Genomic DNA, 26,016 nt, shown 5'->3' with positions numbered 1-26,016 from the left:
GCCACAGCCTCCCCGCCACCGTCGCCCCGGAACGAGCCCGGAGCCCGTCCTCCCGAGGTCACCGTGCCCCTGCCTCCCCGGCCCGCCGACGCCGCGGTGCTGCTGCGCGAGCAGCGCGAGGTCGGCGTGCTCTGCGCCCGGCGGGCGGGCGGGGTGCTGACCGCCGCCTCCGCGCTGCACCTGCTCGCCCTGACGCCCGCGCAGCTGATCACGGTGCTGCCGAGCCTGGCGCTGCTGGTCGTCTCGGCGCTCGTGCAGCTCGCGCCCGGCCGATCGGTCGCGACCGGGACGAGGGCCGTGATCCTGGGATCCGCGCTGGACGTCGCGGCACTCGCCGCCTTCCTCTCGCCGGGCGTCGACGCCTCCCTCCGCGCCGTTCTGGGCGGGATCACGATGCTCGCCTCGATGGCGCTGCCGTGCGCGCTGCTCGCCGTCGGCTCCTGGCGGGGTCTGCCGTGGGCCGCGGTCCTCGCGCTGCTCCCGGTCCTCGCCCTCGGCGCGGCGGCGACGGGCGCGTCCGGGCGCGCTCCCTTCGTCCTGATCTCGGTCGTCGTCTGCTGGGCGCTGCTGCTGACCGCCGCGCGGTGGCTCGCGGGCAGCGTCGCGCGTGCGCACGTCGGCACCGCCCGCCTCCGGACCGCCCACGACGCCGAGCGCCGCTCGAGCGAGAGCGAGTCCCGGCACCGCGCCGACGCGCGGCTGATGCACGACACGATCCTGGCGACGCTGACGCTGGTGGCGCACCGGGGGGAGGGCGTGCCCGCTCCGGTGCTGCGCGACCGGGCAGCCGCCGATCTGGCCCTCCTGCGCGGCCTGGAGACGGTGGAGGAGCCGGACCCGGACGGGGCGGCCGGGGTGCCGGAGGCGCTCCTCGCGCTCGGTCGGCGCTCGGCGGCGGTGGGCGTGGAGGTGCGCTGGCACGGCGGTGCGCAGCCGCGGATCCGACCGGAGGTGCTCGACGCCGTGGTGCGCGCGACCGGGGAGTGCCTCGAGAACGTGCGGCGCCACTCCGGAGCGGCCCTGGCCCACGTGAGCGTGGCGGAGGAGGCGGGCACGCTCCGCGTCGTCGTCTCGGACGAGGGGCGCGGTTTCGACCCGGCCGCGGTGGCGGCCGGACGCCTCGGCCTCGCGGAGTCGGTCGTCGGCCGGATCGAGGCGGTGGGCGGCGCGGTCCGGGTCTTCTCGGCGCCCGGGTCCGGCGCGACCGTGCTGCTGAGCGTGCCGCTGTGAGCGGGTCGCGGCAGGAGGAGGGGACGCTCCTGGAGCTGGTCCGGGCGGCGGACAGGAGCCCGGGCGCGCTGTGGAGCATCCGCGAGCGCCTCACCCGGCCGAACCGCCTGAGCGGGAGCTACCTCGGGCTGGGCTTCCTCACGATGGCGGTGCTGCTCGACATCCGCGGAGTGATCTCGTACCTCTGGTCCCTCGACGCGCGGTCCGCGACCTGGCTGAGCGGACTCTCCTGGCTGCTGGTCGTCGCCGCGAGCGCGGTGGGGGTCTCGATCGCCCTCCGCCGCCACGGCGAGCTGCCCCGCCGGGCCTTCGCGGGCGTCCTCGCTGTGGACGTGGCCGCGCTGCTGCTCGAGTTCGCCGACCACGCCCTGCCGACACCGGCTCCGATGTACTACCCGTCGGTCTGCGTGGGAGTGGGCGCGGGCGTGATCGCGCTGATCACCTTCCAGCCGCTCTCGCGCTCGTTCCTCGCCCTGGTGGTCCTGGTCGGGCTCACGGCGCTCGGCCTCGTCGGCCAGGCGCTCCTCGGCGACGGAGGCGCCGCCCTCGCGGTGAGCAACGTCCTCCTCGCCGTCGCGCCCGCGGCCGTGTGCGTCGTCGTGCTCACCTCGCTCGACCAGTACGTGCGGCGCACGCTCGACCGCAGCCTGGCCGACGGCACCGTCCACGCCGCGGACGACGAGTTCTCGCAGGTGGACGCCCGCATCGAGGAGCTCCTCGAACGGGTCCGGACGCCGGTGCCGCTGGACGAGGAGCTGGGCGAGCGGGCGCGGGTGCTCGGAGACGAGCTCCGCGAGGCGCTCGCCCGCAGCCACGACCGCACCTGGCTGAGGATCGCGGTGGAGGAGTCGGCGCTGCTGTCCTCCGCTGTCGCGATCGACGATCCGAGCGGGGCTGCGGCGCTGCTGGCCCCGCTCGACCGCTCGCGGCTGCTCTCGGTGCTCTGGCTGCTCACCGCCCCCGCGGGGAGGACTCCGCTCGCCGTCCGCCTGGAGCCGGGCCAGGGCGGCGGGGTGGAGCTCGCCCTGGTCGCCGCGGGCATCCGCGCCCGCGACCTCGACCGCTCGGTCTGGGGCATCCTCAGCGAGCTCGGCGAGCACCGCACGACGACCGACCACGGCGCGACGAGGATCCTCGTCGCCCACCGGCCCCGGAGGAGGACGACGACATGAGCGACGAGCCCGCGATCACGCTGGCCATCCTCGACGACCACCCGATCCTGCTGGCGGCGCTGGCGGAGTGGATCCGCCGCTCGGGCACGGACATCCGCGTGGCGGCGACGGCCGGCACCTGGACGGACCTGCTCGCGCACCCGGCCTTCCCGACCGACGTGGTGCTGCTCGACATCGACCTCGGCGACGAGCTCGACCTCGCCATGAAGATCCGGATCATCGCGGCCGCCGGCGCCGCCACGATCATCATCAGCACGCACTCCGAGCCGGGGACGATCAGCCGGGCGCTCGAGGCCGGAGCGCACGGCTACGTGGTCAAGAGCGAGCGGACCGAGACGATCCTCGCGGCCATCCGCGCGGCGGCGCGCGACGAGCGCTTCCTGACGCCGCAGACGCGGGAGCTGCTCGGGGCCGACCGCCCGGGCACCCTGACGCACCGCGAGCGGGAGATCGTCCGCCTCTTCGTCGACGGGATGCCGCTGAAGCAGGTCGCCACGCTCCTCGGCATCACCCAGGACGCCGCACGGAGCTCGCTGCGCAGCGCCCGGGGCAAGTACCGGGCGGAGGGGCTGGCCGTCGGCACGAAGATCTCGCTCCGCCGGCAGGCGCTGCGCGACGGGATCGTCGAGCGCTAGGCCCGCGCTCGACGGTCCCGGGGGCCTAGACCGTCTCGGCGCGCTTCTGCCGCGCGGGCTCGGCGGGGTCGGAGGGCCCGTTCCAGATCGAGACGATGCCCCAGACGACGGCCGCGATCGGCACGGCCAGCACGGCGCCGACGATGCCGGCGAGGACGGTGCCCACGGTCAGGGCGATCAGGACGATCAGCGGGTGCAGCTTCAGCGAGCGCGCCATCACGACCGGCTGGAGGAAGTTGCCCTCGAGCTGGTTGACCCCGATGACGACCAGGATCACGATCAGCGCGGCGACCGGGCCGTTGGCGACCAGGGCGACGAGAGCGGCGAGGATGCCGGCGGCCGTGGCTCCGACGATCGGGATGAACGCGGTGAGGAAGACGATGACGGCCAGCGGGATCGCCAGCGGCACCTGGATGATCGCCAGCGCGACACCGATGCCGATCGCGTCGACCGCCGCGACGGTCGCCGTTCCGCGGACGTAGCCGCCCAGTACGTCGACCGTCTTGTGCCCGACGCGCTTGGCGCGCTCGTAGCCCGAGCCGGTGAAGGGGCGCAGGAGGAACTCCCAGATCTTCGGGCCGTCCTTCATGAAGAAGAACAGCACCACGATCATCAGCACGAGGCCGGTGATGAAGTTCGCCGCCGCGGAGACGCCCGCGAGCGCGCCGTTGCCGAACGAGCTGGAGGTGAGGAAGTCGACGACCGACTGGCGGGCGGACTCGATCTGCTCGTCGGTGATCTGGAACGGCAGGTGCTGCACGTAGTCCTGCAGCGAGGTGATGCCGTCGGAGGCGCTGCTGACCAGCTCGTCCCACTGGTTGCGGACCGCGACCGTGATCAGCCAGCCGACCGCCCCGAGGATCGCGAGCAGCCCGATCAGCGCCAGCCAGGTCGCGAGGATCGACGGCACGCCCTTGCGCCGCATCCACGCCAGGACCGGGTGGATCGCGGCGGCGAGGATGAGCGCGATCATCACGGGGATGAGCACCAGCGTGAGCTGCGTCATCGCGAAGACGAGCACCGAGGCCAGCAGGAGGACGATGACCACCTGGAGGCAGCGGGTGGCGAACCGGCCGAGGCGGTCGCTCCAGACCCGCCGCTGCGGATCGGGTGCGCTCGGCTGCGGCGCGGCGGCGCTGGTCGAGGAGTCGTTGCGGTCGAAGAAGCCCATGGAGGGACGGTATCGGCTCGGGCCGACCTGCCGTCCCTCCTTGACACCCCGGCCGCGCCGCGGCGATCCGGGGGTCAGAGACCGGCGGGCTTCTCCGGCGTGCGCAGCCAGGTGTCGAAGAAGTCCGCCAGGTCGGAGCCGGAGACGTTCTCGGCCAGGGCCTGGAAGTCGGCGGTCGTCGCGTTCGAGTAGCGGTTCTCGGAGGCCCAGCGCTTCAGCAGCACGCCGAACGTGTCCGCGCCGATCCGGTCGCGGAGGGCGACGAGGGTCAGGCCGCCGCGGGCGTAGACGGGCGCGTCGAAGAGGCCCGCGGCTCCGGGGTCGGCGACGGCGGTCGACCAGAACGGGTCGTCGGCGGGAGCGGCGGCGACCCGGGCGGCGGACTCGGTGACGCTCGCGCCGCCGGTGTGCTCCTCCCAGAGCCACTCGGCGTAGGTCGCGAAGCCCTCGTTCAGCCAGATGTCGGACCAGGTCTCCGGCGTGACGCTGTCGCCGTACCACTGGTGCGCGGTCTCGTGCGCGACGGTCGACTCGTCCGCGCCGCCGGAGTAGAACGAGCGGCCCTGGGTCTCGAGGGCGTAGCCGATCCGCTCGTCGTCGACCACGGCTCCGGCCGAGCGGAACGGGTACGGGCCGAAGACGGAGGAGAAGTAGTCGATGATCGCGCCCTGCTTCGCGAGGGCCGCCTCGGTGCGGGCGCGGGAGTCGCCGGTGATGTCCCGGTCGATCGCGTCGATGGTCGTCACGCCGCCCTGGGTGGAGCGGACCAGGTCGTAGTCGCCGATGTTCACCATGGCGAGGTAGCTCGCCATCGGGCTGGTCTCGACCCAGCGGGAGGTCGTCCACCCCTTCGACGTGGTGGGGGAGCCGACCGGCAGGCCGTTCGCGACGACCGTCCGGCCCTCCGGGACCGTGATGCTGAAGGTGTAGCGCGCCTTGTCGGCGGGCGAGTCGTTGACGGGGTACCAGGTCGAGGCGCCGTCCGGCTCGCTGGCGACCAGGGCGCCGTCGTCCGTCGACCACCAGCCGAAGGGGGCCCCGGTGCCGTCGACGGGGTTCCCGGTGGTCCCGGCGTAGTCGATGCTCACCAGCGCGGGCAGGCCCTTCCGGAGGGTCCGGGCGGGCGTGACGGTCAGCTCGTCCCCCGACTGCGAGAACCGGGCGACCCCGGCGTTGACGGTGACCTTCGAGACGGTGAGGCCGGTCAGGTCGAAGGAGAGCGAGCGCAGGTCCTTCTGGGGCGCGAGGGTGACCACGGCCCTGCCGCCGAGGGCCCGGGTCGCCGGATCGTACTTCAGGACGAGGCTGTAGGTGAGGGCGTCGAAGCCGCTGCTGCCGAGGCCGGGGAAGTAGGGATCGCCGGCGCTGGTGCCCCCGTCGACGGCGCCCGCGCGGGCGGCGGGGGAGGCGATGGCGGCGGGTGCGAGGAGGAGGGAGGAGGCCACGAGCGCGCTGAGCGCGGCTGACGCACGGAATGTCATGTCCGCACGCTAGCGGGCGGGCGTTTCGTGCGCGTGTCGGCACCGTGCCGAGGAGAAGCCCCGTCGATCGACGGACGGGCGATCACGTTCCTGCCGGGGCGAGTCAGCTGCGGAATCCGTCGCGGTCACGGAGCATCGCACGGTGGAATTACCCATTCGAGCCGCCGGAGCCCCGCGGATCGTTGCGGCGGCGACGGATTCCGCACTACAGTCGCCGTGTTCATGCAGGTGCATGGGGTGCGGTACCCGAAGCCGCACTGCACCGCCCTGCTCGGAGCAGACGCCTCCGCCGGGAGGGATGACGATCCTCTCTCCCGGCGGGAGGCGGACCGGGCGGATCCGCCCGGCCGCCGCCGGCGCTACGCCGGGACGCGCACCGTCAGCCCGCCGGGCTCGATCCAGGTGCGGAACGCCGAGGTCGAGCCGAACGGATCGCCGTCGAGCTCGATCTCCTGCGCGTGCTCGAGGCGGACCGTGAGGTCGCGGCCCTTCACGTACCGCAGGGCCGACACCTCCTTGGTCAGGCCCATCAGCTTCTTGCCGACGACGCCGCTGCGGCGGAGCACGCCGTTCTCCCACACCACCTTGAAGATGATCTGCACCCAGCCGAAGAAGCCCTCGGGGCGCAGCAGGACGATGTCGAACTCGCCGTCGTCGACGGCCGCGTCCGGCAGCAGGAGGATGTTCGCCGGCAGGGCGCCGCAGTTGCCCACGATGATCGTGTGCGCGCGCACCTTGCGGGTCTTCGAGCCGTCGAGGCGGTAGCGGAACTCGAGCTGGTTCTTGTCGAGCAGGGCCTTCCGCAGCGCGTCCACGTAGGCGAGCCAGCCGGCCCGCTTCTTGAGGTCGTCGTCGGTGTTGGCGAGCATCTTCGCGTCGATCCCGAGGCCCGCCATCACGACGTAGGCGTGGCGGTCGCGGCCCGTGGAGGTCTCGATGTCGATCATCCCGACGTCGATCGCCCGGTCCTGTCCGGAGAACGCGACGGTCAGGGAGTTGTCGATGTCGTCGAGCGTGAGGTTCAGGTTGCGGGCGAGCAGGTTGCCGGTGCCGGAGGGCAGCAGCGCGAGCGAGGCGTCGGAGCCGCGGAGGGCCTCCGCCACGACGCGGACCGTCCCGTCGCCGCCGGCCGCGATCACGACGTCGGCGCCCGCGGCGAGGGCCTCCTCCGTCTGACCGGCTCCGGGGTCCTCGACGGAGGTCTCGTACCAGAGCGTCTCCTCCCAGCCGGCGGCCTCCTCGGCGCGCTTCACAGCGGCCTTCACGGACTCCAGGTCGACCTTGACGGGGTTGTAGACGAGGGCGGCACGGCGGCGCTCAGGCATCGTCGCGGCTCTCGTCGAGCTCGTCGCCGTTCTCGTCGACACGGCCCGGTCGCACGGCGGCGTCCTCGCGGATGTCGATGCGGGTGTCGCCGGCCTCGGTGGTGGAGACCTCGATGCGCGGGGCCGCGTCGGCCTCCGTCGCCTTCGGGGCGCTGGTCAGCTGGTCGTGGCGGTCGTCCGCGCTCTGGTCGGTCATGCCTGGACGGTAGCAGCGGGCGATCCGCGCCCGCGCGGGCTTGCGTCAGCGGCTGCGTGCCGCCTGAAGACCCCAGAGCACGAGCGGGATCTGGAGCGGGAGGCGCAGCAGCGTGATCGCCCGGGTCCGAGGCCGACGGGCGTCCCGCGCCATCTGCACGTTGCCGGGGAGGACGGCGGCCATTAGGGCGGCGGAGGCGAGACCGCCGGCCGCGCGGGTCCGCGGGTGCAGCGTCGCGGCCGCGCAGACCAGCTCCGCCGCTCCCGAGACGAGGACCCATCCGCGCGCCGAGCCGGGCATCCCCCGCGGGACGACCGCGTCGAAGGTCCGCGGGTGCACCAGGTGCACGACTCCCGAGACCGCCATCGCCGACACGAGCACGAGCGGGCCCGCGCCCAGGCCGCTCATCGGCCCTCCGCCCCGCGCTCGAGCGGAGCGACGTGGTCGAGGATCCGGCGCCACTCACGCACCAGCGCCAGCCGGCCGGCTCCGTCGACCGTCACGGTGCGGGCCCGGGCGAGGCGGCCGCGGTACCAGCGGCCGTCCTCGGCGCTCGCCACCGGGTCCGCGTCGCCGTGGACCAGGAGCGTCTCGGCGGTCACCCGGTCGAGGTCGTCGGCCCAGGAGCCGTCGCGGAGCGCCGCGAGATCGGTCGCGGCGCCGCTCGGGCCCTGCCGCCAGCCCTCGGCGAGCATCCGCTCCAGCCGGTTGCGCAGTCCGCCGTGGGTGGCGAGCACCGGGTCGTCGGAGTCGATCCCGAGCGCGTCCAGGCCCGGCTGCGTCTGCGGGAGGGCGGCGGCGATCGCGTCGGCGTCCTCCCCGCGGAGGGTCTCGCGCCGCTCCCACGCGCTGGTGGGGTGCACGATCACGCCGGCCTGCGGGGGCGCGGGGGTGCCGACCAGCGCGAGGCGGTCCACGAGGTCGGGGTGCCGGGCCGCGAGCGAGAGCGCGAACGCGCCGCCGGAGCCCCAGCCGACCACGCCGACGCTGCCGAAGCGGGCGCCCTCGACCATGCGGGCTGTGCGCTCGGAGCGGCGCAGGTACTCGGCGAGGTCGTCCGCGCGGTCCTCGACGCGGCCGTTAGCGGCGTCGACCGGGTCCGAGGCGCCGTAGCCGGGGCGGTCGAGGATCAGCAGGTGCAGACCCCACGGACCGGTGACGGTCGGGTCGGGGTCGAAGCCGCCCGCTCCGGGAGTGGGGTGGCAGAACACCACCAGCCGGTCGGCGACGGGATCGCCCGCCGCCGAGACGCCCATCCCGCGGCCGGACCGCAGCTCGAAACGGTGGTTCGCCATGTCGCCTCCCGGGTGCGCCGAGGGTCGGCGCGTCGCCCCCAGTCAAGCGGAGACGGCGGCCCGCGCGCTGGGCCTTGTGCCGGAGCGGGAGCAGTCGGACGCGTCTGGAGCGGGCGTGCTCGATGCGGGTGGTGCGACCGTCGTCAACCCCGGTGACGCGCCCTCCGCCGTCCGGTGGACTGGACGGTCCCTCGAGGAAGGACCACCCGTGATCCGCACAGCACTGCCCGCGACCGTCGACGACGTGGAGCTCGACCCGGTCGGCGACGACGGCTGGCGGGTCCGCGCCCGCACCGAGGACCCGCGGGAGCCGGAGGCCGTGCTCGGCTTCATCACGCCGGTCGACGGCGGCTTCGAGGCGCACCGCCTCGGGCTGCCGCAGGAGGACGTGACCTGCCCGTCGCTCGAGGACGCGCTCTCGAGGTACGTCGCCGAGGAGCCGCTGCCCGCGTGGATCCGCACCGCCCGGACGGAACCGCGCACCGGCTTCCTCGGCGAGCGGGAGGTCGTGGTCGGCACCCCCGAGGCCGAGGGGGCGGGCCTCCTGGTCGTGCACGTCGACGGCGAGCTCGCCGGGCACGTCGTCGCGACCAACCCGATCGCCTTCGTCGCCGAGCGCGGCGACCTCCCGCCCCTCGTCGTCGAGTCGATGGACGGGCTCCTCGCGCTCGTCTCGGGACTGCGCCGGTAACCCCTGCCCCCCGCGGAGGTCGACCCCCGTGGCAGGCGGCCGGCGGCCGCCTAGCGTGCTGGGAGCGGGTCGGCACCGCCGCCGCCCCGCACCAAGGACGACGAAGGGAATCACCATGACCGACTTCACTGACCGCACCGCGATCATCACCGGCGGCGCCGGAGGCATCGGCCTCGCGACCGCCCGCGCGCTCCTGGACGCCGGAGCCCGCGTCGTGCTGGTCGACATCGACCAGTCGGCGCTCGACGAGGCGGCCGCGGGCCTCGAGGCGGAGGGGCGCGTCCTCACCGTCCGCGCCGACGTCTCCGACCCCGACGACGTCGACCGCTACGTGAGCGCGACCGTCGACGCCTTCGGCGGGATCGACGTCTTCTTCAACAACGCCGGCATCGAGGGGAGGGTGGCGTCGATCGTCGACACGGCCCCCGAGGACTTCGACCGCGTCATCGGCATCAACCTGCGCGGTGCCTTCCTCGGGCTCCGCTCCGTGCTGCCGCGGATGATCGAGCAGGGGCGGGGCAGCGTGATCAACACCTCCTCCGTCGCCGGGCTCGACGGCGCCCCGGGCCTCAGCCCCTACGTCGCCTCGAAGCACGGGGTCGCCGGGCTCACCAAGAGCGCGGCCCTCGAGGTCGCGGGCACCGGCGTCCGGGTCAACTCGATCCACCCGTCGCCCGTGAACACGCGGATGATGCGCTCGATCGAGGCGGGCGGCGGCGACGCTGAGAAGCAGCGTGCCGCCTACGAGGCCGGGATCCCGCTCGGACGCTACGCCGAGGCCTCGGACATCGCCGCGCTGGTGCTCTTCCTCGCCTCGGACGAGAGCTCGTTCATCACGGGCGCCCAGTACCGGATCGACGGCGGGATGGGCGCCGGGCAGTAGCGGCGCGGGCCGGGCCGCGGGCGGGAGCCGTCGTCGCCGACGCACCGTCCGTTCACCCGATGTCCACGTGACGCCGCGGAGGAGGGGAGCGAGGATGGGGGCGTGTCCCGTCGCCTCCTCCTCCCCGTCGCCGGCGTCCTCGCCGCGGCCCTCGCTGCCGGCGGGCTGACGCTCCTCGTCTGGACGATCGACGAGACGCCGTTCGCACGGCCCGACGCCGGCTTCGACCGTCTGACGAGCGAGGTCGCCGCGGTGCCCGGAGTCTCCCTCGACGGCGCCGAGCGCTGGGTCGAGGCGCCGGCGTTCGGCCCGCCGACCTCCTGGGTCGGGGTCGCGGTCGAGGAGCCGGCGCTCGCCGACGCCCTCGCGACGGCCTGCGCGACCGAGTACGCGGATCCGGTGCTGTGGTCGTTCCGGGCGACGTCCGCAGGCGGGAACACCCTCTCCTTCGCGGGCGCGGAGGAGCCGACCGCCGCGTGCCCCGCTCCCGCTGTCGACGCGTCGGCCCTGCTCGAGCGGATCGACGGGCTCGGCCGCGACCTGGAGCTGCACGCGTCGCTCCGCGAGGGGTCCTTCGCCCTCGACTCCTTGGAGGACGTCTCCGGCGGGCTGCCCGCGCTGCTCCCGATCGTCCGGGCGGCGGAGGACCTGCGGGACGCTGCGGGCGCGGAGCGGGGCGCCCCGGTCGAGATCTCCGGTCCCTGGGCCGCGATCACCGTCGGTCCCGGCGAGCAGGAGCGGACCGCCGCGCTGCTCACGACCCTCGTCGAGGAGCACGGCGTCACCGCCTACTGGGCGACCGAGGACGGCCTGCGGATCGTCGCGCCCGACGGCGGGCACGCCGCGATCGAGGCCGCCGTGCGCGACTCCGGGCTGCCGGTGGCCGACCGGTCCCTGCGCTTCGAGGCCGACGAGTCCTGACGCCGGGCGGCCGTGAACGGGTGCGGCCTGGCTCAGACCTCGGTGGCGGGTGCTCGACGGGCTCCCCGGCTCACGACGGGAGGCACCTCCAAGACGGGGACTGCACGCTTCATGAACCGGTCGAAGTCCGGAACAGTGAACGCGGCGTACCCGTGCTCGGGAGTGAACAGGAGCCCCATCCCGATCAGCTCCGCGCGGACCGATCCGAGCTGAGTGGACGCGCGCTCCAGAAGCGCCGCGACGTCGCCCGCTTTCTGGGGCTCTGGTCCGAGCTCCGCCATGGCTCGCATGTACGCGGTCTGAAGTGGACTCGCCCGATCGAGTCGCACGCGGAAGAAGGAGCTGTCCAGCTTCGCCTCCTAGGCCTCCCTCGCCAATTCGACGTCCTCCCGGTGGATGCGATCGTTCTCAGCCACCGTCCAGACCTGGTAGCCCCGTTCCTGGATGAAAGAGGGGTATCCGGTCGTGATCTCGACTGCGAGTTCAACAGCGTCGTCGTCGTAGACCGCGCCCTCGGCCGCTGCCGGCTCTCGGAGAGCCGCTACCGCTTCGTCGTGATCGAGCGAGTCGATCCGCGGAAAGGTGAAGAGCCGCTCGGCGTACGATCTCGCATCGCCCGCCAGCTCGGCGATCTGCGGAAGACCGGCACCGACGAACGTGACGGGGAGGCTCCGCTGCACGGTCTTGTGGATGGCTTGGATGAGCGCTTCGAGCTGCGGTGAGTCGAGGAACTGGACCTCGTCGATGAGCAGGACGATCCCCTCGCCCTGCTCGGCCGCCGCTTCACCCACGGCGACGAGGACGTCCGTCAGGTCCAGTCCGAGATCCCGATGATCGGCCACTCCTTCTGCCGGCGGTACATCCCATCCGATGGACCACTCGCCGTCCGCTCCGACAGACACCGCGAAGGCGCTCAAGACCGCGGCGGCGTGCCTCCCGCGGTCGGTCCATCTCGCGCCGGGGGACAGGCGGAGGAGTGCCGCCTTGAGCTGGGATGCCAGCACCTGGCGGAACCGGCCCTCGTCGTGCTTGACCGCCTCGAACTCGATCACTTCCCCGTTCTCCTCCTGGGCGATCGTCCGGAAGCTGTTGAGAAGGACCGTCTTTCCGACGCCCCGCAGACCCGTGATGGTCATCGACTGGTTCGTGCGGCCCCGTCGCAGGCGCGTCAGCAGGGTGCGGAACGCCTGGGTCTGCTCGTCTCTGCCGATGAGGATCTCCGGTCGCGCTCCCGCGTTCGGCGTGTAGGGATTGTCGACGGCATCCATACGGGCCGGTTCAGGAGTCTTACTGTGCTTTATCCAGATCGAGTGAAGCGCAGTAAAGCCATCGAACGGCGCCCGTCACGCGCGCCAGGCCGCCAGCTCCTCCGCAGCCGCCAGGACGCGGTGGGTCGGCGAGAGGTCGAGGACGCACGCGCCTGAGCGCCTGCGAGGCCCGGATCCCGCCTCCTGGACCCGCGACCCAGGGAACGCTGGCAGGATGTACGGGACGGTCGGTGCGCGAGAGCGCGCCGCACGGACGGCACCGCCCGCTGAGAGCGGCCCCGCCCGGCCCCGTCCCGCACACCTCCACCCGCTCCCGACAGCGCTCACAGCGCCGGAGCGACACATCACCGCGGCCCGACCGGGCGCGCGGTCGGACCCTGCGCCGCGCGCCCGCGTCCAGCCACTCCCTCCCGGAAGAACCGCATGAGAAACGCCAGAACCGCCAAGCCCGCCCGCCACCACCTCGAGCTCCCCAAGCCCAAGCCCCTCGAGAAGGGCGCCATGCGGATCACCCCGCTCGGCGGCCTCGGCGAGATCGGCCGCAACATGACCGTCTTCGAGCACAAGGGCAAGCTGCTCATCGTCGACTGCGGCGTCCTCTTCCCCGAGGAGAACCAGCCCGGCATCGACGTGATCCTCCCCGACTTCGCCGCGATCCGCTCGCGCCTGAAGGACATCGAGGCCATCGTCCTCACCCACGGCCACGAGGACCACATCGGCGGCGTGCCGTACCTCCTCAAGGAGCGCGGCGACATCCCGATCATCGCCTCGACCTTCACCCTCGCGCTGATCAGCGCGAAGCTGCAGGAGCACCGCATCACGCCGCGCACGCGCCCGGTGAAGGAGGGCGACCGGATCGACGCCGGCGTCTTCGACCTCGAGTTCCTCGCCGTGAACCACTCCATCCCGGACGGGCTCGCCGTCGCGATCCGCACCGAGGCCGGCCTCGTGCTGCACACGGGCGACTTCAAGATGGACCAGTTCCCGCTCGACGGGCGCACCACCGACCTCCCCGGCTTCGCGCGCCTCGGCGACGAGGGAGTCGACCTGTTCCTGGTCGACTCCACGAACGCCGACGTCCCCGGCTTCGCGATCTCGGAGGGGGACCTCGCCCCCGCGATCGACCAGGTGTTCCGCACCGCGCCGCGCCGCATCGTCGTGTCCAGCTTCGCGAGCCACGTGCACCGCATCCAGCAGGTCCTCGACGCCGCGCAGCGCCACGGCCGCAAGGTCGCCTTCGTCGGCCGCTCGATGGTCCGCAACATGGGCATCGCCGCCGACCTGGGCTACCTCAAGATCCCGGCCGGCCTCGTCGTCGACATGAAGGTGCTCGAGAAGCTCCCCGCGACCGAGATCGTGATGATCTGCACCGGTTCGCAGGGCGAGCCGATGGCGGCGCTCTCGCGCATGGCCAACAAGGACCACATCATCGACATCGGCCCCGGCGACACCGTGCTGCTGGCCAGCTCGCTGATCCCCGGCAACGAGAACGCGATCTACCGGATCATCAACGCCTTCACCCGCTGGGGCGCCACGGTCGTGCACAAGGGCAACGCCAAGGTGCACGTCTCGGGTCACGCCAGCGCGGGCGAGCTCGCCTACTGCTACAACATCCTCCGCCCCACCGCGGTGCTCCCCGTGCACGGCGAGTGGCGCCACCTCACCGCGAACGCGGCGATCGCGACCCGCACCGGGATCGACGAGAAGGACGTCTTCGTCATCGAGGACGGCGTCTCGATCGACCTGGTGAAGGGCCGCTCGCGCATCAGCGGGCGCATCCCGGCCGACCAGATCCTGGTCGACGGCACCACGATGGGCGTCGCCACCGAGGACGCGATGAACGACCGCATCGTCCTCGCCGAGGAGGGGGCCATCACGGTCCTCGCCATCGCCGACCTCGACCGCGGCACGCTCGGCGAGCCCGTCGAGTTCTTCACCCGCGGCTTCGTCGAGGAGCCGGGCTGGAAGGCCAATGCGAGCAAGGCGATCGACGACGCCGTCCTGCAGGCCGCGGGCAAGCCGGTCGAGCTCGAGGCCATGGAGGCGCTGATCACGCGCACCCTCGGCCGCTGGCTGACCCGCCGCCACCGCCGGAACCCGGTCATCACCACCATCGTCGTCGAGGAGTAGGCGCCTTCCACGCCGCCCTCCGCCTCCGCTACCCCCTGCCCCGCGAGGCGCGGGCGGAGCAGAGTGGGAGGGTCGGCAGGTCGCCGACGCGAAGGGAGAGCGCCATGAGCACCGACCGCACCACGGGTGAGGACACCGAGAAGACCGAGGACCTCCCTGACGGCACCGGGACGGACACCTCCTCCGGTGGCGGCGACACCGACACCGTCTCCGGCGGCGAGCCGGACGAGCCCGCCGAGTAGGGCCGTGAACGACGAAGGGCGGGACCGCGAGGTCCCGCCCTTCGTCGTTCCGCCGATCAGATCAGCGGGCCGTCGCTCTCGCTCGAGCGGCGGGTGACCTGCTCGCCGCTGGCCGGGTCGACGGCCGAGCGCGTGGTCGAGACGGCCTGGCGGCGGCGCGTCAGCAGGACCAGCCCGAGGATCAGGCCGACCGCTCCGGCCGCCATGAGGATGTAGCCGACCAGCTTCAGGTCGATCCCGGACACCTGCACGTCCACCGCGAAGGCGAGGACCGCGCCGACGACGAGGAGGAAGATCCCTGCTCCGATGCTCATTGCGTGCTCCTTCTGACTGCCGCCGGAGCGCACGCGGGAAGCGCGCAGGGGCACCGGCGATCGCCCCACGGTAGACCCCGGGTCCGGCGGCCCCCAGGCCTTCCGGCGGGAGCCTCCGGGGGTGTAGGGCGGTGCCGGGTCAGCGGTCGGAGACGCGGAGCATCACGCGGGTGCGGTCGGCGCGGGTGACCAGGCCCTCGATCAGGAGGAACACGCGGTACTCGAGCCGGTACTTCGCCAGGAACACGCGGCCCAGGCGCTCCACCTCGCCGGGGTCGGCGTCGATCTCCGCGGCGGCCTCGACCGGCACCGCGTAGTCGGAGACCCGGCCGCGGCGGTCGCAGGGGACGAGGGTCACCCGCGCGTCGTTGCGGAGGCGCTTCACCTTGCCGCTGCGGCGGGGAGTGGTGACGATCAGCTCGTCGCCGTCGCGGGCGATCCAGACCGGGGTCGAGACGGCGTCCCCGGACTTCCGGAACGTGGTGAGCGAGACGAAGCGCTCGTCGGCGAGAGCGGTGAGGTCCTGGGAGAGGGGCATGTCCGAAGTAGAGCGGCCGGGAGCGGTCACCGCAAGCCTCCGTGGCACCTCGATCCGCCCCCGTAGGGTGGAGTGATGACCGACGCGACGCCTCTGATCGGCCCGACCGAGGCGCCCGATCTGCACGTGATGACCTACAACATCCGCCGGCGGATGCCGCGCCTCACCTCCCGCGCCGTCGACCAGTGGGACCGGCGGCGCCCGCTCGTCCAGCGGGTGCTGGAGCAGGAGCGCCCCTCGATCCTCGCCGTGCAGGAGGCGCTGCCGGACCAGTCGGCCGCCGTGCACGAGGCGCTGGGCTCCTCCTTCGAGGCGATGGGCTTCGGCCGGGACGCGGACCGCGGCGGCGAGCGCGTGATGCTCTTCGTCGACCGCAGCCGCTACGCCGTCCGGCACTGGACCCAGATCGCCCTCTCGGACACCCCGGACGTCGCCGGCTCGCGCAGCTGGGGCAACCGCATCCCGCGCACCGCCGTGATCGCGGAGCTGACCGATCACGCGACCAGCCGCGAGCTCACCGTGATCTCGACCCACTTCGACCACATCTCGCGGCGCTCGCGCCAGCGCTCCGCCGAGCTGATCGCCCGCCGCGTCCTCGAGCTCGGACGCCCCGCGATCGTCATGGGCGACACCAACACCGACGTCGACACCGTCCCCTACCGGACGATCCTCGACGAGGGCCGCCTCGCGGACGCGTGGGAGACGGCGGAGAAGCACCTCACCCACTCGTGGAGCACCTTCTCGAACTACCGCGCGCCGGCGCCGGGCAAGCGGATCGACTGGCTGCTCGTCAGCGAGGGCGTGTTCGAGGTCGTCTCCGCCGGGATCAACGCCGTCCGCTACGGGGGAGCGGCGCCCTCCGACCACGAGCCGGTCCAGGCCGTGCTGCGCTTCACGAGCCCGTGAGCGGCTCCGCCCTCGTCGAGACCTTCCTCGAGCCCCCGCGCACCCGCGGGGAGTGGACGGCCGACGGCATCCGCGCGATCGGGGCGGCGAGCATCGTGGCGGCCGCGATCGGCTGGGACCTGGTCGACGTGGCGGTGCTCGCGCTCGCGGCGATCGGGCTGGTGCTGCCGCGCTTCCTCGGCATCCGTCCGGCGCTCGACGCCCTCTTCGGGCTCGCGCTGCTCGTGGCGTCCTGGAGCAGCGTCCTCGGCCTCTACGAGGCCTGGCCGCAGTGGGACCTGGTCGTGCACTGCGTGCTCAACGGGCTGATCGCCGCGGTGGCCTACATCGTCGCCGCGCGGGCCGGAGTCGTGCCGGCGGTCGCGGGCGATCGCGGGCCGCTGCTCCCGGCGGTCGTGCTCTGCGCCTGCTTCGGGACGACGGCGGGCGTCCTGTGGGAGTGGGGCGAGTGGGCGGGGCACCGCTTCATCGACTCCTCGATCTTCGTCGGCTACGAGGACACGCTGGGCGACCTCGCCGCCGGCGCGCTGGGCTCGATCCTCGCCGGCGCGCTGATGCGCTTCTGGTCCGCGAAGTCCCGGGTGGTCGGACCGGGCGCCTCGCGCGGCGTCGGAGGTGCGGCGTAGCCTGTCCCGCATGTGCGGCCGCTTCGCGATGGACTCCGAGACCGATGAGCTGATCCGCGAGTTCGTCGCCGCGGGCGGGCGCGCCGAGGACTGGGCGCCCGACTACAGCGTCGCTCCCACCGACGTCGCGCCGATCGTGCGCGAGCGGCTCCACGACGGCGAGCGGGAGCGCGAGCTCGAGCTCGCGTCCTGGGGCTTCACCCCGTCCTGGTCGAAGGGCAGGGGGCCCTCGCCGATCAACGCGCGCCTCGAGTCGGTCGCGACGAACGGCCTGTTCCGCGGGGCGTTCGCCAAGCAGCGCGCGATCGTGCCGATGCGCGGGTACTACGAGTGGGAGGCCCGCGCCGACGGCAAGCAGCCCTGGTTCCTGCAGGGCGAGGAGCCGATCCTCGCCGCGGCCGGCCTCTACACGGCCCGGAAGGAGGGCGACGACTGGCGCGTCTCCTTCACGATCATCACCCGCGAGGCGCGCGACGCCTCCGGCGAGGTGCACGACCGGATGCCCGTGTTCCTCACGCCCGACGTGCGCGACGCCTGGCTCGACCCGGCTCCGCTCGCCTCCGCCGAGGAGATGCTCGCCACCCTCGACCGGGCGTCCGTCGCGATGGCGTCGACCGTCACGGCCCACCCGGTCGACCGCCGCGTGAACAACTCCCGCACGGTCGACCGCCGCGACCCGGGCCTGCTGACGCCGATCGCCTGACGCCGGTCGCCTGACGCCGCTCGCCTGACAGGCGCGGGACGATCCGCGCGGTCCGCGGAACCTCCGGGCGAGGGCGGACGACCGGTGGTGGGCGGACCGGAGAGCACGGGAGGGGCGGAGCCGCGGCCCCGCCCCTCCCGGGCGTCCTACTTCGTGCCCGCGTGACCCGGGAACGGCTTGCCGTTCAGCGAGACCTCGTCGGGGTCGACCTCGACGTCGCCCACGTCGTCCGGGCCGCCCGTGCCGGGCACGGCCTTCACCTCGGCCGAGCCGGAGACTTCGGTGCGGCTCTCCGCCGGATCCGAGTCCTGCTTGGCCTCGGTCTCGCGCTCGCTGCCGGGCGACTCCGAGATGTCCTTCTCGATGGTCTCGCTCTCGGAGGAGGTGGCGGGCGCCGCCCCGTCCGGCTTGCCGATGGTCGAGCCCTGGTCGTCCTGCTCCGTGCGGTCCTGGTCCATGTCGTCGCCTTTCGTCGGGACCTCCGACGCTACGTCGGGGCGCGCGCGGGGGCACCCGCTTGACAGCCCGGCCGGGGGAGGGCGGCGTGCAGGGTCGACGTACTACCCTGGGTCGACGGTCGCACCGGGGGGCGCGGCACACCCGCCGCCGACCGCGAGGAGGACTTGTGGCATCCCACCGGACAGGCGACACCCGCATCGTCGGGACGACGGTCGACGGCCGGTACACGATCGAGGAGCTCATCGGCCGCGGCGGCATGGCCACGGTCTACCGGGCGAGAGACGGCGTCCTCGGCCGCTCCGTCGCGCTGAAGATGTTCGCCCCCGGCATCGACGACGCCCAGGACCTGCAGCGCAAGGCGTCCGAGATCCGGCTGCTCGCGGCGCTCAACCACCCCGCCCTCGTCACCCTCTACGACGCGCACGACGGCGGCGACGACACCAACGGCCAGGCCTACATGGTGATGGAGCTCGCCGAGGGCCCGAGCCTGTCCGAGCGGCTCGCCGAGGGCCCGGTCGCGCCGAACGACGTCGCCTCGATGGCGGGCGACCTCGGCGAGGCCCTGCACACGGTCCACGCGGCCGGAGTCGTGCACCGCGACGTGAAGCCGTCGAACGTGCTGCTCGTCCCGAGCCCGCTGACCAGCCGCGAGTTCCGCCCGAAGCTGGCCGACTTCGGCATCGCCTCCCTCATCGACGCGACGCGGATCACCGCGCCCGGCACCCTCATCGGCACCGCCGCCTACCTCAGCCCCGAGCAGGCGCACGGCGACCCGGTCACCTCGGCGAGCGACATCTACTCCCTCGGCCTGGTGCTCCTGGAGTCGCTGACCGGCCGCCGCCCGTTCACGGGCTCGGCGATCGAGGTCACGCTCGCCCGCCTGCTCCGCGACCCCGAGGTCTCGGAGTCGCTCGGCAGCGGCTGGACCTCGCTCCTGACCTCGATGACGCGGCGCGAGCCCGGCGAGCGTCCCGCCGCGCTCCAGGTGGCGGAGTCGGCACGCCGCCTGATCGATCCGCGGCGCGACTCCCCGCCGGCGGCCATCGTCGTCCCCGACGTCCCCGCCACCCGGGTGATGTCGACGGAGCCGCTCGCCGAGACCGAGCCGATCACGCGGACGGAGGCGCTCGACCCGACCCGCCGGCTCGCGGCCGACGCCTACCCGGCCACGGAGGCGATCGCTCCGACGCAGCGCTTCACCGCGACCGAGCGGATCGCTCCGGCACCGCGGATCGCTCCGGCACCGCAGACCGCTCCGGCGCCGCGCACGGCTCCGCTCCGCCCCGCGGCCGCCCCTCCACAGCGCCGCGGCCCGAGCCCGTGGCTGATCGTGCTGGTGCTCGCGCTGGTCGCGGTCGCCGTCGGGCTCGCGATCATCCTGATCGACGGTCCCCAGTCGCCTCTGCCGCAGGTGGACGGCGAGCTGGGCGACCACCTCCGTCAGCTGCGCGAGAGCATCCGCTCGTGAGGGGCCTCCGACTGCGCGCCGCCGGCGCCGTGCTCGCCTCGGTCCTGCTGCTGAGCGGATGCTCCTCCGCGCCGCAGGGCATCGACGAGGGCACCGCCCAGACCCTCGACGACGCGGTGGTGGCCGTCGCCGAGAAGGCCTCGGCCGACGACTACCAGGGCGCTCTCACCGAGCTCGCCTCGCTGCAGTCGGCGCTCGACGCCGCGCTCGCCGAGGACTCCGTCAGCTCCGACCGCGCAGCGACGGTGCAGGCGCAGGTCGACGTCGTCCGCGCCGACCTCGAGGCCCTGATCGCGGGAGCCCCGGAGCCGGCGCCGGCCGAGACGACCGCCCCGGCTCCCGAGGAGACGACCCCGGTCGAGGAGGAGCCGGAGGACACGCCGGCCCCCGTCGAGACCGAGGACGACCCCGCCCCCTCGCCCGAGGAGTCGGAGCCGGAGGAGACGCCGACCGAGCCGGAGGAGCCCGCGGAGGAGACCCCGGCCGCTCCCGGCGACGACGCTCCGGGGAACAGCGGCGACGCTCCGGGGAACAGCGGTGGCGCACCCGGCAACAGCGGGAACGCTCCCGGCAACGGCAACGGCAACGGCAACGGCAACGGCAACGGCAACGGCAACGGCAACGGCAACGCGGGCGGCAACGGCCCGGGCGCTCGCGGTGCGGCGACCGGCGTCGGCGCCCCCGCGGGCAGCGGTGCCGCACCCGGGGCCGCGAAGGGCCCCGGCGGCCGCTAGAGCGCTATTCCTGGGTCGAGAGCACGGCGAACGCGGCGTCGAGCTCGACGTCCACGTCCGTGCCGTCCTCGCGGGTGACCTCCACCTCGAAGGCGTGGTCGGCGTCGTCGCTGCGCTCGGCCTCGGTGACGGTCCCGGAGCCGACGGCGCCCAGCGCCGCCTCGCTCGCGCGGGCGAGGTCGTCGCCGGTGAGGTCGTCCGGGTCAACGGCGGCCGTGGTCGGGTCGCCGGCAGGCACGCCGTCGTCGCCGGAGCCGGCCTGGAGGGCGCGGTCGTCGGGGTCCACGGACACGACGGCGAATGAGTCGTCGAGGCGCACCTCGTACTCGAGGCCGGCGCGGTCGGTCAGGTCCAGCTCGTAGCCGGTGGCGCCGTCGTCGTCGCGCTCGGCCGAGGTGACGGTCCCGCCGCCGATCTCGGCGAGCGCGGCCTCGCTCGCGCGGTCCAGGTCGCTGCCGGTGAGGGAGTCGGACCCCTCGAAGCCGTCGGTCGCCGCGTAGGCGATGCCCGTCCCGGCTCCGATCAGCACGACCGCTCCGGCGATCCCGGCGATGATCTTCGTCTTCTTCTGCACGATGGCTCCGTCCCGGCGCCGCTCGTCGACGCCTCCAGCACTCTCGCGGTCGGGCGCTGAAGCAGGCCTGAAGCGCCCGCTCAGCGGACGAGCGGCACCCGCACCTCGACCCGGGCGCCGCCCAGCGCCGAGTCGCCGACGACGACCCGTCCGCCGTGCGCCCGGGCGATCCCGGCGACGATCGCCAGGCCGAGGCCCGAACCTCCGGCGTCGCGCGCCCGACCCTCGTCGAGGCGGACGAAGCGCTCGAGCACCCGCTCGCGCTCCGCCGCCGGGATCCCCGGCCCGTCGTCGTCCACCGCGAGCACCGCCTCCGCTCCGTCGATCCGGGCCGAGAGCGCCAGCTGCGAGGAGCGGTGCCGCACCGCGTTGTCGACCAGGTTCCGCAGCGCCCGCGAGAGCAGGGCCTCGTCGGCCACCGCCTGCACGGCCGAGATCCCGCTCGCGTCGACCCGGGCCCCGGAGTCGCGCAGGCGCCGCACCTCGCCGAGGGCGAGATCGTCGAGGTCCACGGGAGCCGCCGCCACGGCCAGGCGCGCCTCGTCCGCCCGGGCGAGCAGCAGCAGGCCCTCGATCAGCCCGCCGAGCCGCACCGACTCCTCCGCGACCGTCCTCGCCAGCCGGGCGGAGTCGAGCCGGTCCGGGTGCGCGAGCGCCACCTCCGCGGTCTGACGCAGCGCCGCGACGGGGGAGCGCAGCTCGTGCGAGGCGTCCGAGACGAAGCGCCGCTGCCGCTCCTGCCCGCTCTGCAGCCGATCGAGCATCCGGTTGAGGGTGTGCGCCAGCCGGTCGACCTCGTCGCCGGAGCCGGGAGCGGCGATCCGGCGGTCCAGGGCGGAGGCGGTGACCGCCTCGGCCTCCTCGCGCATCCGCTCCACGGGGCGCAGCGCCCGGCCGACGACGACGGCGCACACCACCGCCACCAGCGCGATCAGCAGCGGGACGGCGACCGCGAGCAGCCCGATCGTCGTGGACACCGCCTCCTCGCGGCCCTCGTCGGGCACGCCGACCACGACGAGGGAGTCGTCGTCGAGCTCGCGGGCGGCGACCACCACCGGCCCCTCGTCGTCCACGTCGACCGTGACCGGGTCGTCGCTCTCGGCCAGCGCGAGCGGAGGGAGGCCCTCCGCGTCCTCGCCCGCGGCGGCGACCCGCCCGTCGACCACGAGCTGGACCAGTCCCTCCGAGCCGCGGACGGCCTCCGGGCCGCCCTGCTCGACCAGCGCCGCGACCCGCTCCGCCTCGGCGTCGGCGGCGGAGGCGGCGCTCGAGGCGAGCACGGAGGAGAGGATCAGGACGAAGAGCACGCTCCCGAGGAGCGCGGCGGCGGCCACCACGGCGGTCGCGGCCGCGGTGATGCGGGTCCGCAGGCTCCGGCGGCTCACCCGGCCACCAGCGTGTAGCCCGCCCCGCGCCGGGTGCGGAGGGTGTAGCGACCGAAGGGCCGGTCGATCTTGTTGCGCAGGGTGCGGACGTAGACCTCGACGATGTTCGGGTCGCCGTCGTAGTCGAAGTCCCAGACGGCTCCGAGGACGTCGCGTTTCGAGACGACCTCGCCCGCCCGCGAGACGAAGTACTCGAGGACGCTGAACTCGCGCGCGGTCAGCGGCACGGCGACTCCGCCCCGCTCGACGCTCCGGGACGCCGGATCCAGCACGAGATCGCCGACGACGCGCACCGTGGGCCGCTCGGCGGCTCCGCGGCGGATGAGGGCGCGCAGCCGCGCGACGAGCACCGGGAACGAGAACGGCTTGGTGAGGTAGTCGTCGGCGCCGGTGTCGAGGGCCTCGACCTGGTCGAGGTCGCCGTCCTTCGCGGTGAGCATCAGGATCGGAGTCCAGTCCTCGGCGGCGCGCAGCCGCTCGCAGACGCGGAAGCCGCTGACGTCCGGGAGCATCAGGTCGAGGACGATGGCGGCGTAGTCGGCCTCCTGCGCGTACCAGAGGGCGTCGGTGCCGGTGGTCGCGGTGTCCACGGCGAAGCCCTCGGCCTCCAGGCCCGTCTCGAGGGCGCGGAGCAGGTTGATCTCGTCGTCGACGACCAGGATGCGGATGGCGGCCTCCCCGGGCTCGGCGCGCGGGGCCCCGCGCGAGCCCAGGCTAGCCGCGGCTCCGCTGAAGCCCGCCTGAAGGGCCGGCGGACCACCGCGTCCCGCCGAGGCGCCGGCTCCCCGCCGGGACACCGGCCGGAGCGCGGTGTCCCGGCGGGACGCGCGGCGCCCGGGCGCGGGTCACTCGTCGCGGTCGGTGTACTCGCCCTCGCCCTCGGCGGAGGTGCCCGCGGCGCTGGTGTCGACGTAGCTGCCCTTGTCGGCGGTGCTCTGCTCGTTGACCGAGGTGTCGACGTAGCTGCCCTCGGCCTCGCCGGCGGTGTGCGAGACGCCCTCCGTCGAGGTGTACTCGCCGCCCTCGGTGTCCTCGGTGCTCGTGCCCTCGGCGACGTGACGGCCGTGGCCGGCGGTGTGCTCGTCGTGACCCTCGTGGTGGTCGTGGTGCTCGTGACCCTCGTGGTGCTCGTTGTCGTGGTCGTGGTGGGCCATGGCGGCCTCCTCGCTTCGTCGCGTCGGTGCGCGGTCGGATCCGCCGCGCTCGCTCCGAGACTTCTGCATCGGGGGCGGGGGTGCAAGACGTGGCGGCTGCACATCCGTGCCGCGCAACTCCTACCGGCGCCGGATCCGTCCGCCTAGCCTCCGAGGATGAGCAGACCCCTTCGCACCCGCTGGAGCGTCATCGGCCAGCTCGGCCCTGCCTTCGACGACGGCGGTCCGATGCTGCTGGTCGAGGCCCGATCGGCGTTCGGGCGCCGCCCGATGCACCGCGCCAAGGCGCAGCTGCTGCTGTCGGCGCTCCGCCACCGCGCCCGCGAGCTCGGGGACCGCGCCGAGTACGTCCGCTCCGAGACCTTCGGCGAGGCCCTCGCCGGGCGCGACGACCTCGAGGTGATCGACCCGCCGACCCGCGGCGGCCGCCGCCTCGCCCGCAGGCTCGGCATGAGCGTCCTGCCCAGCCGCGGCTTCATCACGGCCGAGGAGGACTTCCGCGAGTGGGCGCTCTCCCGCTCGGGCAAGCGCCTGCTGCTGGAGGACTTCTACCGGTGGAGCCGCGAGCGCACCGGCGTGCTGATGCGCGGCGACCAGCCCGAGGGCGGCCGCTGGAACTACGACCACGACAACCGCCAGCCTCCGCCCAAGGGCGCCTCCCGGCTCGGCCTGCCCGACCCGTGGTGGCCGGAGGAGGACGACATCGACGAGGAGGTGCGCGCCGACCTCGCGCGCTGGGAGGCCGAGGGGGCGGTCCGCCTGGTCGGCGCCGACGGTCCGCGCCGCTTCGCCGCGACGCCCGCCGAGGCAGAGGCGGCGCTCGCCGACTTCGTGTCGTCGCGGCTGGGCGACTTCGGGACCTACGAGGACGCGATGCTCTCGGGCGACTGGACGATGGCGCACTCGTTGCTCAGCGCCCCGATGAACCTCGGCGTGCTCGATCCGCGGACGGTCGTCGAGGCGGCCGAGGCGGAGTACGCCGCCGGGGGCGCGCCGATCGCGGCGACGGAGGGGTTCATCCGCCAGATCCTCGGCTGGCGCGACTACGTCTGGAACCTGTTCTGGCACCTCGGGCCGGAGTACCGGAACCGCAGCCGCGCGCTCGGCGCCTCCACGCCGCTGCCCGCCGGGCTGCTCGCGCTCGACCCGAGCGGCATCGAGGCGAACTGCCTGCACGAGACGCTCGACGACGTGCACCGGCACGGCTGGGCGCACCACATCCAGCGCCTGATGGTGCTCGGCAACTGGGGACTGCAGCGGGGGTGGGATCCGGCGGAGCTCAACGACTGGTTCGTGGACGTCTTCGTCGACGGCACGGAGTGGGTGATGCCCGCGAACGTGATCGGGATGTCCCAGCACGCCGACGGCGGCGTCGTCGCGACGAAGCCGTACGCCTCGGGCGGCGCCTACATCAACCGGATGTCCGACTACTGCGGCGGCTGCCGCTTCGACCCGAAGGTGCGCCTGGGCGAGAACGCCTGCCCGGTGACCGCCGGGTACTGGGCCTTCCTCGACCGGGCCGAGCCGGTCCTCCGCGGCAACCACCGGATGGCCCAGCCCCTCGCGGGCCTGCGCCGCCTCGCGGACCGCGAAGCGGTGGTCGACCAGGAGCGCCTGCGCGAGACGTACTGACGCGGGGTCGGCGGCACGCCCGCCGCTACTCCGCGCGCACGAAGCGCGACACGGTGACCGCGACCGTCACCGCGGTCGTCCCCTCCACCGCCGCGAGCCGAGCGTCCAGCGCCTCGGGATCCACGTGGTGGGCACTCGGCCCCATCAGCACCTCGGCGCGCAGCTCGTCGACGCTCATCAGCACCGTCGTGTCGAGCTCGATGCGCTCCTCGAGCGCGAACCCCGCCAGCTGCTCGTCGAGCCGCTCCGCCTTGCCGGCGTCGATGCCGAGCATCCCGAACCGCTCGCGGATCTCGTGCAGGTGCCTCTCGCGCGGAGTGACGACGACGGCGACGCCGCTCGGACGGAGCACCCGCCGCATCTCCGGGGCGTTCCGCGGCGCGAAGACGGTGAGCAGCGCGTCGGCGGAGGCGTCGGCCAGCGGGAGGGGCTGCCAGAGGTCGGCGGTCGCGATCGCCGCCCGGGGGTGCGCGCGGGCGGCGCGGCGGGCGGCCGGGGCCGAGAGGTCCAGGCCCAGCCCGTCCGCCGCCGGATGCGCCTCGAGCACGGCCGCGAGGTACGCCCCGGTGCCGCAGCCGAGGTCGACCACGAGCCGCGCGTCGGCGGGGACGGCCGCGGCGACCGCGTCCTGGATCACCCGGTAGTGGCCGGAGCCGAGGAGGTCGGCACGGGCCTGCACCATCGCCGCGGTGTCGCCCGAGGTCGCGTGCCTCCCGCGCAGCAGCGAGGCGTAGCCCTGACGCGCGAGGTCGGCGCTGTGCCCGAGGGGGCAGCGGAGCGAGGAGGGGCGCTGTTCGCGGTGCCGACCATCGCGACGCTGAACGCGGCGGTCACCGCCATGCGGGCGCGCGCGCCCGGCGCGGAGTGAGCGCGTTCGATCCGG

At 74.0% G+C, this 26,016-nt stretch carries 30 protein-coding genes; 14 read left to right on the top strand and 16 right to left on the bottom strand.

Features of this window, described 5'->3' with window-relative positions:
- From C5C50_RS14545 to C5C50_RS14535, 3 genes are all read left to right on the top strand, one after another.
- Positions 1–1,230 (top strand): sensor histidine kinase (locus tag C5C50_RS14545; protein ID WP_219814110.1); only part of this gene is annotated, 1,230 nt, incomplete at its 5' end.
- Positions 1,227–2,402, top strand: a complete 1,176-nt coding sequence (locus tag C5C50_RS14540) for a hypothetical protein (RefSeq protein ID WP_104273765.1) — start codon at positions 1,227–1,229, stop codon at positions 2,400–2,402. The genes C5C50_RS14545 and C5C50_RS14540, both read left to right, overlap by 4 nt.
- Entirely contained in the window at positions 2,399–3,037 is a 639-nt protein-coding gene (locus C5C50_RS14535; RefSeq protein WP_104273764.1) for a response regulator, read from the top strand. Before C5C50_RS14540 ends, C5C50_RS14535 begins: the two co-directional genes overlap by 4 nt.
- A gap of 25 nt (positions 3,038–3,062) precedes the next feature.
- Here C5C50_RS14535 and C5C50_RS14530 read toward each other — a convergent pair whose 3' ends face one another.
- The 6 genes from C5C50_RS14530 to C5C50_RS14505 all read right to left on the bottom strand — a co-directional run bounded on the left by C5C50_RS14530 (position 3,063) and on the right by C5C50_RS14505 (position 8,505).
- The gene (locus tag C5C50_RS14530) at positions 3,063–4,208 is read right to left on the bottom strand and encodes an AI-2E family transporter (RefSeq protein ID WP_104273763.1); all 1,146 of its coding nucleotides are present in this window, start codon (positions 4,206–4,208) and stop codon (positions 3,063–3,065) included.
- Between the two features lie 74 nt (positions 4,209–4,282).
- The gene (locus C5C50_RS14525) at positions 4,283–5,689 is read right to left on the bottom strand and encodes a M1 family metallopeptidase (protein ID WP_104226106.1); all 1,407 of its coding nucleotides are present in this window, start codon (positions 5,687–5,689) and stop codon (positions 4,283–4,285) included.
- Between the two features lie 359 nt (positions 5,690–6,048).
- Positions 6,049–7,014 (bottom strand): diacylglycerol kinase family protein, encoded by a 966-nt coding sequence (locus tag C5C50_RS14520; RefSeq protein ID WP_104273762.1) that lies wholly within the window; start codon positions 7,012–7,014, stop codon positions 6,049–6,051.
- Positions 7,007–7,210 carry a multidrug transporter gene (locus C5C50_RS14515; protein ID WP_104222930.1) on the bottom strand — a complete coding sequence of 68 codons (204 nt, stop codon included), beginning with the start codon at positions 7,208–7,210 and terminating at the stop codon, positions 7,007–7,009. The genes C5C50_RS14520 and C5C50_RS14515 overlap by 8 nt, the downstream gene beginning before the upstream one ends.
- Before the next feature lie 45 nt (positions 7,211–7,255).
- Entirely contained in the window at positions 7,256–7,618 is a 363-nt protein-coding gene (locus C5C50_RS14510) for a hypothetical protein (RefSeq protein ID WP_181131442.1), read from the bottom strand.
- Entirely contained in the window at positions 7,615–8,505 is an 891-nt protein-coding gene (locus tag C5C50_RS14505) for an alpha/beta fold hydrolase (protein WP_104273761.1), read from the bottom strand. Before C5C50_RS14505 ends, C5C50_RS14510 begins: the two co-directional genes overlap by 4 nt.
- Positions 8,506–8,713: 208 nt before the next feature.
- Here C5C50_RS14505 and C5C50_RS14500 point away from each other — a divergent pair, with 208 nt between their 5' ends.
- The 3 genes from C5C50_RS14500 (at position 8,714) to C5C50_RS14490 (ending at position 11,000) form a co-directional block, all read left to right on the top strand.
- Complete coding sequence (locus tag C5C50_RS14500; RefSeq protein WP_104222927.1) at positions 8,714–9,196, top strand: hypothetical protein; 483 nt, start codon at positions 8,714–8,716, stop codon at positions 9,194–9,196.
- A gap of 115 nt (positions 9,197–9,311) precedes the next feature.
- Positions 9,312–10,079 (top strand): SDR family NAD(P)-dependent oxidoreductase, encoded by a 768-nt coding sequence (locus tag C5C50_RS14495; protein WP_104226110.1) that lies wholly within the window; start codon positions 9,312–9,314, stop codon positions 10,077–10,079.
- A gap of 102 nt (positions 10,080–10,181) precedes the next feature.
- The gene (locus C5C50_RS14490; protein ID WP_104246945.1) at positions 10,182–11,000 is read left to right on the top strand and encodes a hypothetical protein; all 819 of its coding nucleotides are present in this window, start codon (positions 10,182–10,184) and stop codon (positions 10,998–11,000) included.
- A 32-nt stretch (positions 11,001–11,032) separates the two neighbouring features.
- On the opposite strand, the gene C5C50_RS17390 is transcribed toward C5C50_RS14490, so the two are convergent.
- Together C5C50_RS17390 and C5C50_RS14485 are read right to left on the bottom strand one after the other, a co-directional pair.
- Entirely contained in the window at positions 11,033–11,281 is a 249-nt protein-coding gene (locus C5C50_RS17390; protein ID WP_258063617.1) for a hypothetical protein, read from the bottom strand.
- Between the two features lie 78 nt (positions 11,282–11,359).
- The gene (locus C5C50_RS14485; RefSeq protein ID WP_258067779.1) at positions 11,360–12,268 is read right to left on the bottom strand and encodes an ATP-binding protein; all 909 of its coding nucleotides are present in this window, start codon (positions 12,266–12,268) and stop codon (positions 11,360–11,362) included.
- 423 nt (positions 12,269–12,691) lie between these two features.
- Here C5C50_RS14485 and C5C50_RS14480 point away from each other — a divergent pair, with 423 nt between their 5' ends.
- Both C5C50_RS14480 and C5C50_RS17105 read left to right on the top strand, forming a co-directional pair.
- Positions 12,692–14,398, top strand: a complete 1,707-nt coding sequence (locus C5C50_RS14480; protein ID WP_104222925.1) for a ribonuclease J — start codon at positions 12,692–12,694, stop codon at positions 14,396–14,398.
- Positions 14,399–14,502: 104 nt separating this feature from the next.
- Complete coding sequence (locus C5C50_RS17105) at positions 14,503–14,640, top strand: hypothetical protein (RefSeq protein ID WP_159940924.1); 138 nt, start codon at positions 14,503–14,505, stop codon at positions 14,638–14,640.
- A gap of 56 nt (positions 14,641–14,696) precedes the next feature.
- On the opposite strand, the gene C5C50_RS14475 is transcribed toward C5C50_RS17105, so the two are convergent.
- Positions 14,697–14,954 carry a DUF6458 family protein gene (locus C5C50_RS14475; protein WP_104222924.1) on the bottom strand — a complete coding sequence of 86 codons (258 nt, stop codon included), beginning with the start codon at positions 14,952–14,954 and terminating at the stop codon, positions 14,697–14,699.
- Positions 14,955–15,093: 139 nt separating this feature from the next.
- On the bottom strand, positions 15,094–15,492 hold the full coding sequence (locus C5C50_RS14470; protein ID WP_104238818.1) for a PPOX class F420-dependent oxidoreductase: 399 nt from the start codon (positions 15,490–15,492) through the stop codon (positions 15,094–15,096).
- Positions 15,493–15,567: 75 nt separating this feature from the next.
- On the opposite strand from C5C50_RS14470, the gene C5C50_RS14465 reads away from it, so the two are divergent.
- Genes C5C50_RS14465 through C5C50_RS14455 form a run of 3 tightly spaced genes read left to right on the top strand, consistent with a single transcriptional unit; the run spans position 15,568 to position 17,727 of the window.
- Positions 15,568–16,398, top strand: coding sequence for an endonuclease/exonuclease/phosphatase family protein (locus C5C50_RS14465; RefSeq protein ID WP_104273760.1), 831 nt, complete (start codon positions 15,568–15,570; stop codon positions 16,396–16,398).
- Positions 16,395–17,024, top strand: a complete 630-nt coding sequence (locus C5C50_RS14460; protein WP_104226114.1) for a hypothetical protein — start codon at positions 16,395–16,397, stop codon at positions 17,022–17,024. The genes C5C50_RS14465 and C5C50_RS14460 overlap by 4 nt, the downstream gene beginning before the upstream one ends.
- Positions 17,025–17,034: 10 nt before the next feature.
- A complete protein-coding gene (locus tag C5C50_RS14455) occupies positions 17,035–17,727 on the top strand; it encodes an SOS response-associated peptidase (RefSeq protein WP_104273759.1) in 693 nt (230 codons plus the stop codon).
- Positions 17,728–17,873: 146 nt separating this feature from the next.
- On the opposite strand, the gene C5C50_RS14450 is transcribed toward C5C50_RS14455, so the two are convergent.
- Complete coding sequence (locus C5C50_RS14450; RefSeq protein ID WP_104222919.1) at positions 17,874–18,185, bottom strand: hypothetical protein; 312 nt, start codon at positions 18,183–18,185, stop codon at positions 17,874–17,876.
- Between the two features lie 167 nt (positions 18,186–18,352).
- On the opposite strand from C5C50_RS14450, the gene C5C50_RS14445 reads away from it, so the two are divergent.
- Both C5C50_RS14445 and C5C50_RS16740 read left to right on the top strand, forming a co-directional pair.
- Positions 18,353–19,654: a serine/threonine-protein kinase gene (locus tag C5C50_RS14445; RefSeq protein WP_104226116.1), complete on the top strand. Its 1,302-nt coding sequence runs from the start codon at positions 18,353–18,355 to the stop codon at positions 19,652–19,654.
- Positions 19,651–20,388 (top strand): hypothetical protein, encoded by a 738-nt coding sequence (locus C5C50_RS16740; protein ID WP_146085910.1) that lies wholly within the window; start codon positions 19,651–19,653, stop codon positions 20,386–20,388. The genes C5C50_RS14445 and C5C50_RS16740 overlap by 4 nt, the downstream gene beginning before the upstream one ends.
- Before the next feature lie 4 nt (positions 20,389–20,392).
- Here the strand turns inward: C5C50_RS16740 and C5C50_RS14435 are convergent, their stop codons facing one another.
- From C5C50_RS14435 to C5C50_RS17100, 4 genes are all read right to left on the bottom strand, one after another.
- Positions 20,393–20,962, bottom strand: coding sequence for a PepSY domain-containing protein (locus C5C50_RS14435; RefSeq protein WP_104226118.1), 570 nt, complete (start codon positions 20,960–20,962; stop codon positions 20,393–20,395).
- Between the two features lie 80 nt (positions 20,963–21,042).
- Entirely contained in the window at positions 21,043–22,347 is a 1,305-nt protein-coding gene (locus C5C50_RS14430; protein ID WP_258067777.1) for an ATP-binding protein, read from the bottom strand.
- A complete protein-coding gene (locus tag C5C50_RS14425; protein WP_104273767.1) occupies positions 22,344–23,015 on the bottom strand; it encodes a response regulator transcription factor in 672 nt (223 codons plus the stop codon). The genes C5C50_RS14430 and C5C50_RS14425 overlap by 4 nt, the downstream gene beginning before the upstream one ends.
- Before the next feature lie 177 nt (positions 23,016–23,192).
- Positions 23,193–23,501 carry a hypothetical protein gene (locus tag C5C50_RS17100; RefSeq protein ID WP_181027115.1) on the bottom strand — a complete coding sequence of 103 codons (309 nt, stop codon included), beginning with the start codon at positions 23,499–23,501 and terminating at the stop codon, positions 23,193–23,195.
- 156 nt (positions 23,502–23,657) lie between these two features.
- Between C5C50_RS17100 and C5C50_RS14415 the strand changes: the two genes are divergently transcribed.
- The gene (locus C5C50_RS14415) at positions 23,658–25,133 is read left to right on the top strand and encodes a cryptochrome/photolyase family protein (RefSeq protein ID WP_104273758.1); all 1,476 of its coding nucleotides are present in this window, start codon (positions 23,658–23,660) and stop codon (positions 25,131–25,133) included.
- Between the two features lie 25 nt (positions 25,134–25,158).
- On the opposite strand, the gene C5C50_RS14410 is transcribed toward C5C50_RS14415, so the two are convergent.
- The gene (locus C5C50_RS14410; RefSeq protein ID WP_219814109.1) at positions 25,159–25,815 is read right to left on the bottom strand and encodes a methyltransferase domain-containing protein; all 657 of its coding nucleotides are present in this window, start codon (positions 25,813–25,815) and stop codon (positions 25,159–25,161) included.
- Between the last annotated feature and the right edge of the window lie 201 nt (positions 25,816–26,016).

The sequence above is a fragment of the Rathayibacter sp. AY1D9 genome (genome assembly GCF_002932395.1).
Taxonomy (GTDB): domain Bacteria; phylum Actinomycetota; class Actinomycetes; order Actinomycetales; family Microbacteriaceae; genus Rathayibacter.
Note: the sequence above shows the minus strand (reverse complement) of the source record. Positions and strands in the feature narration are given on the sequence as shown.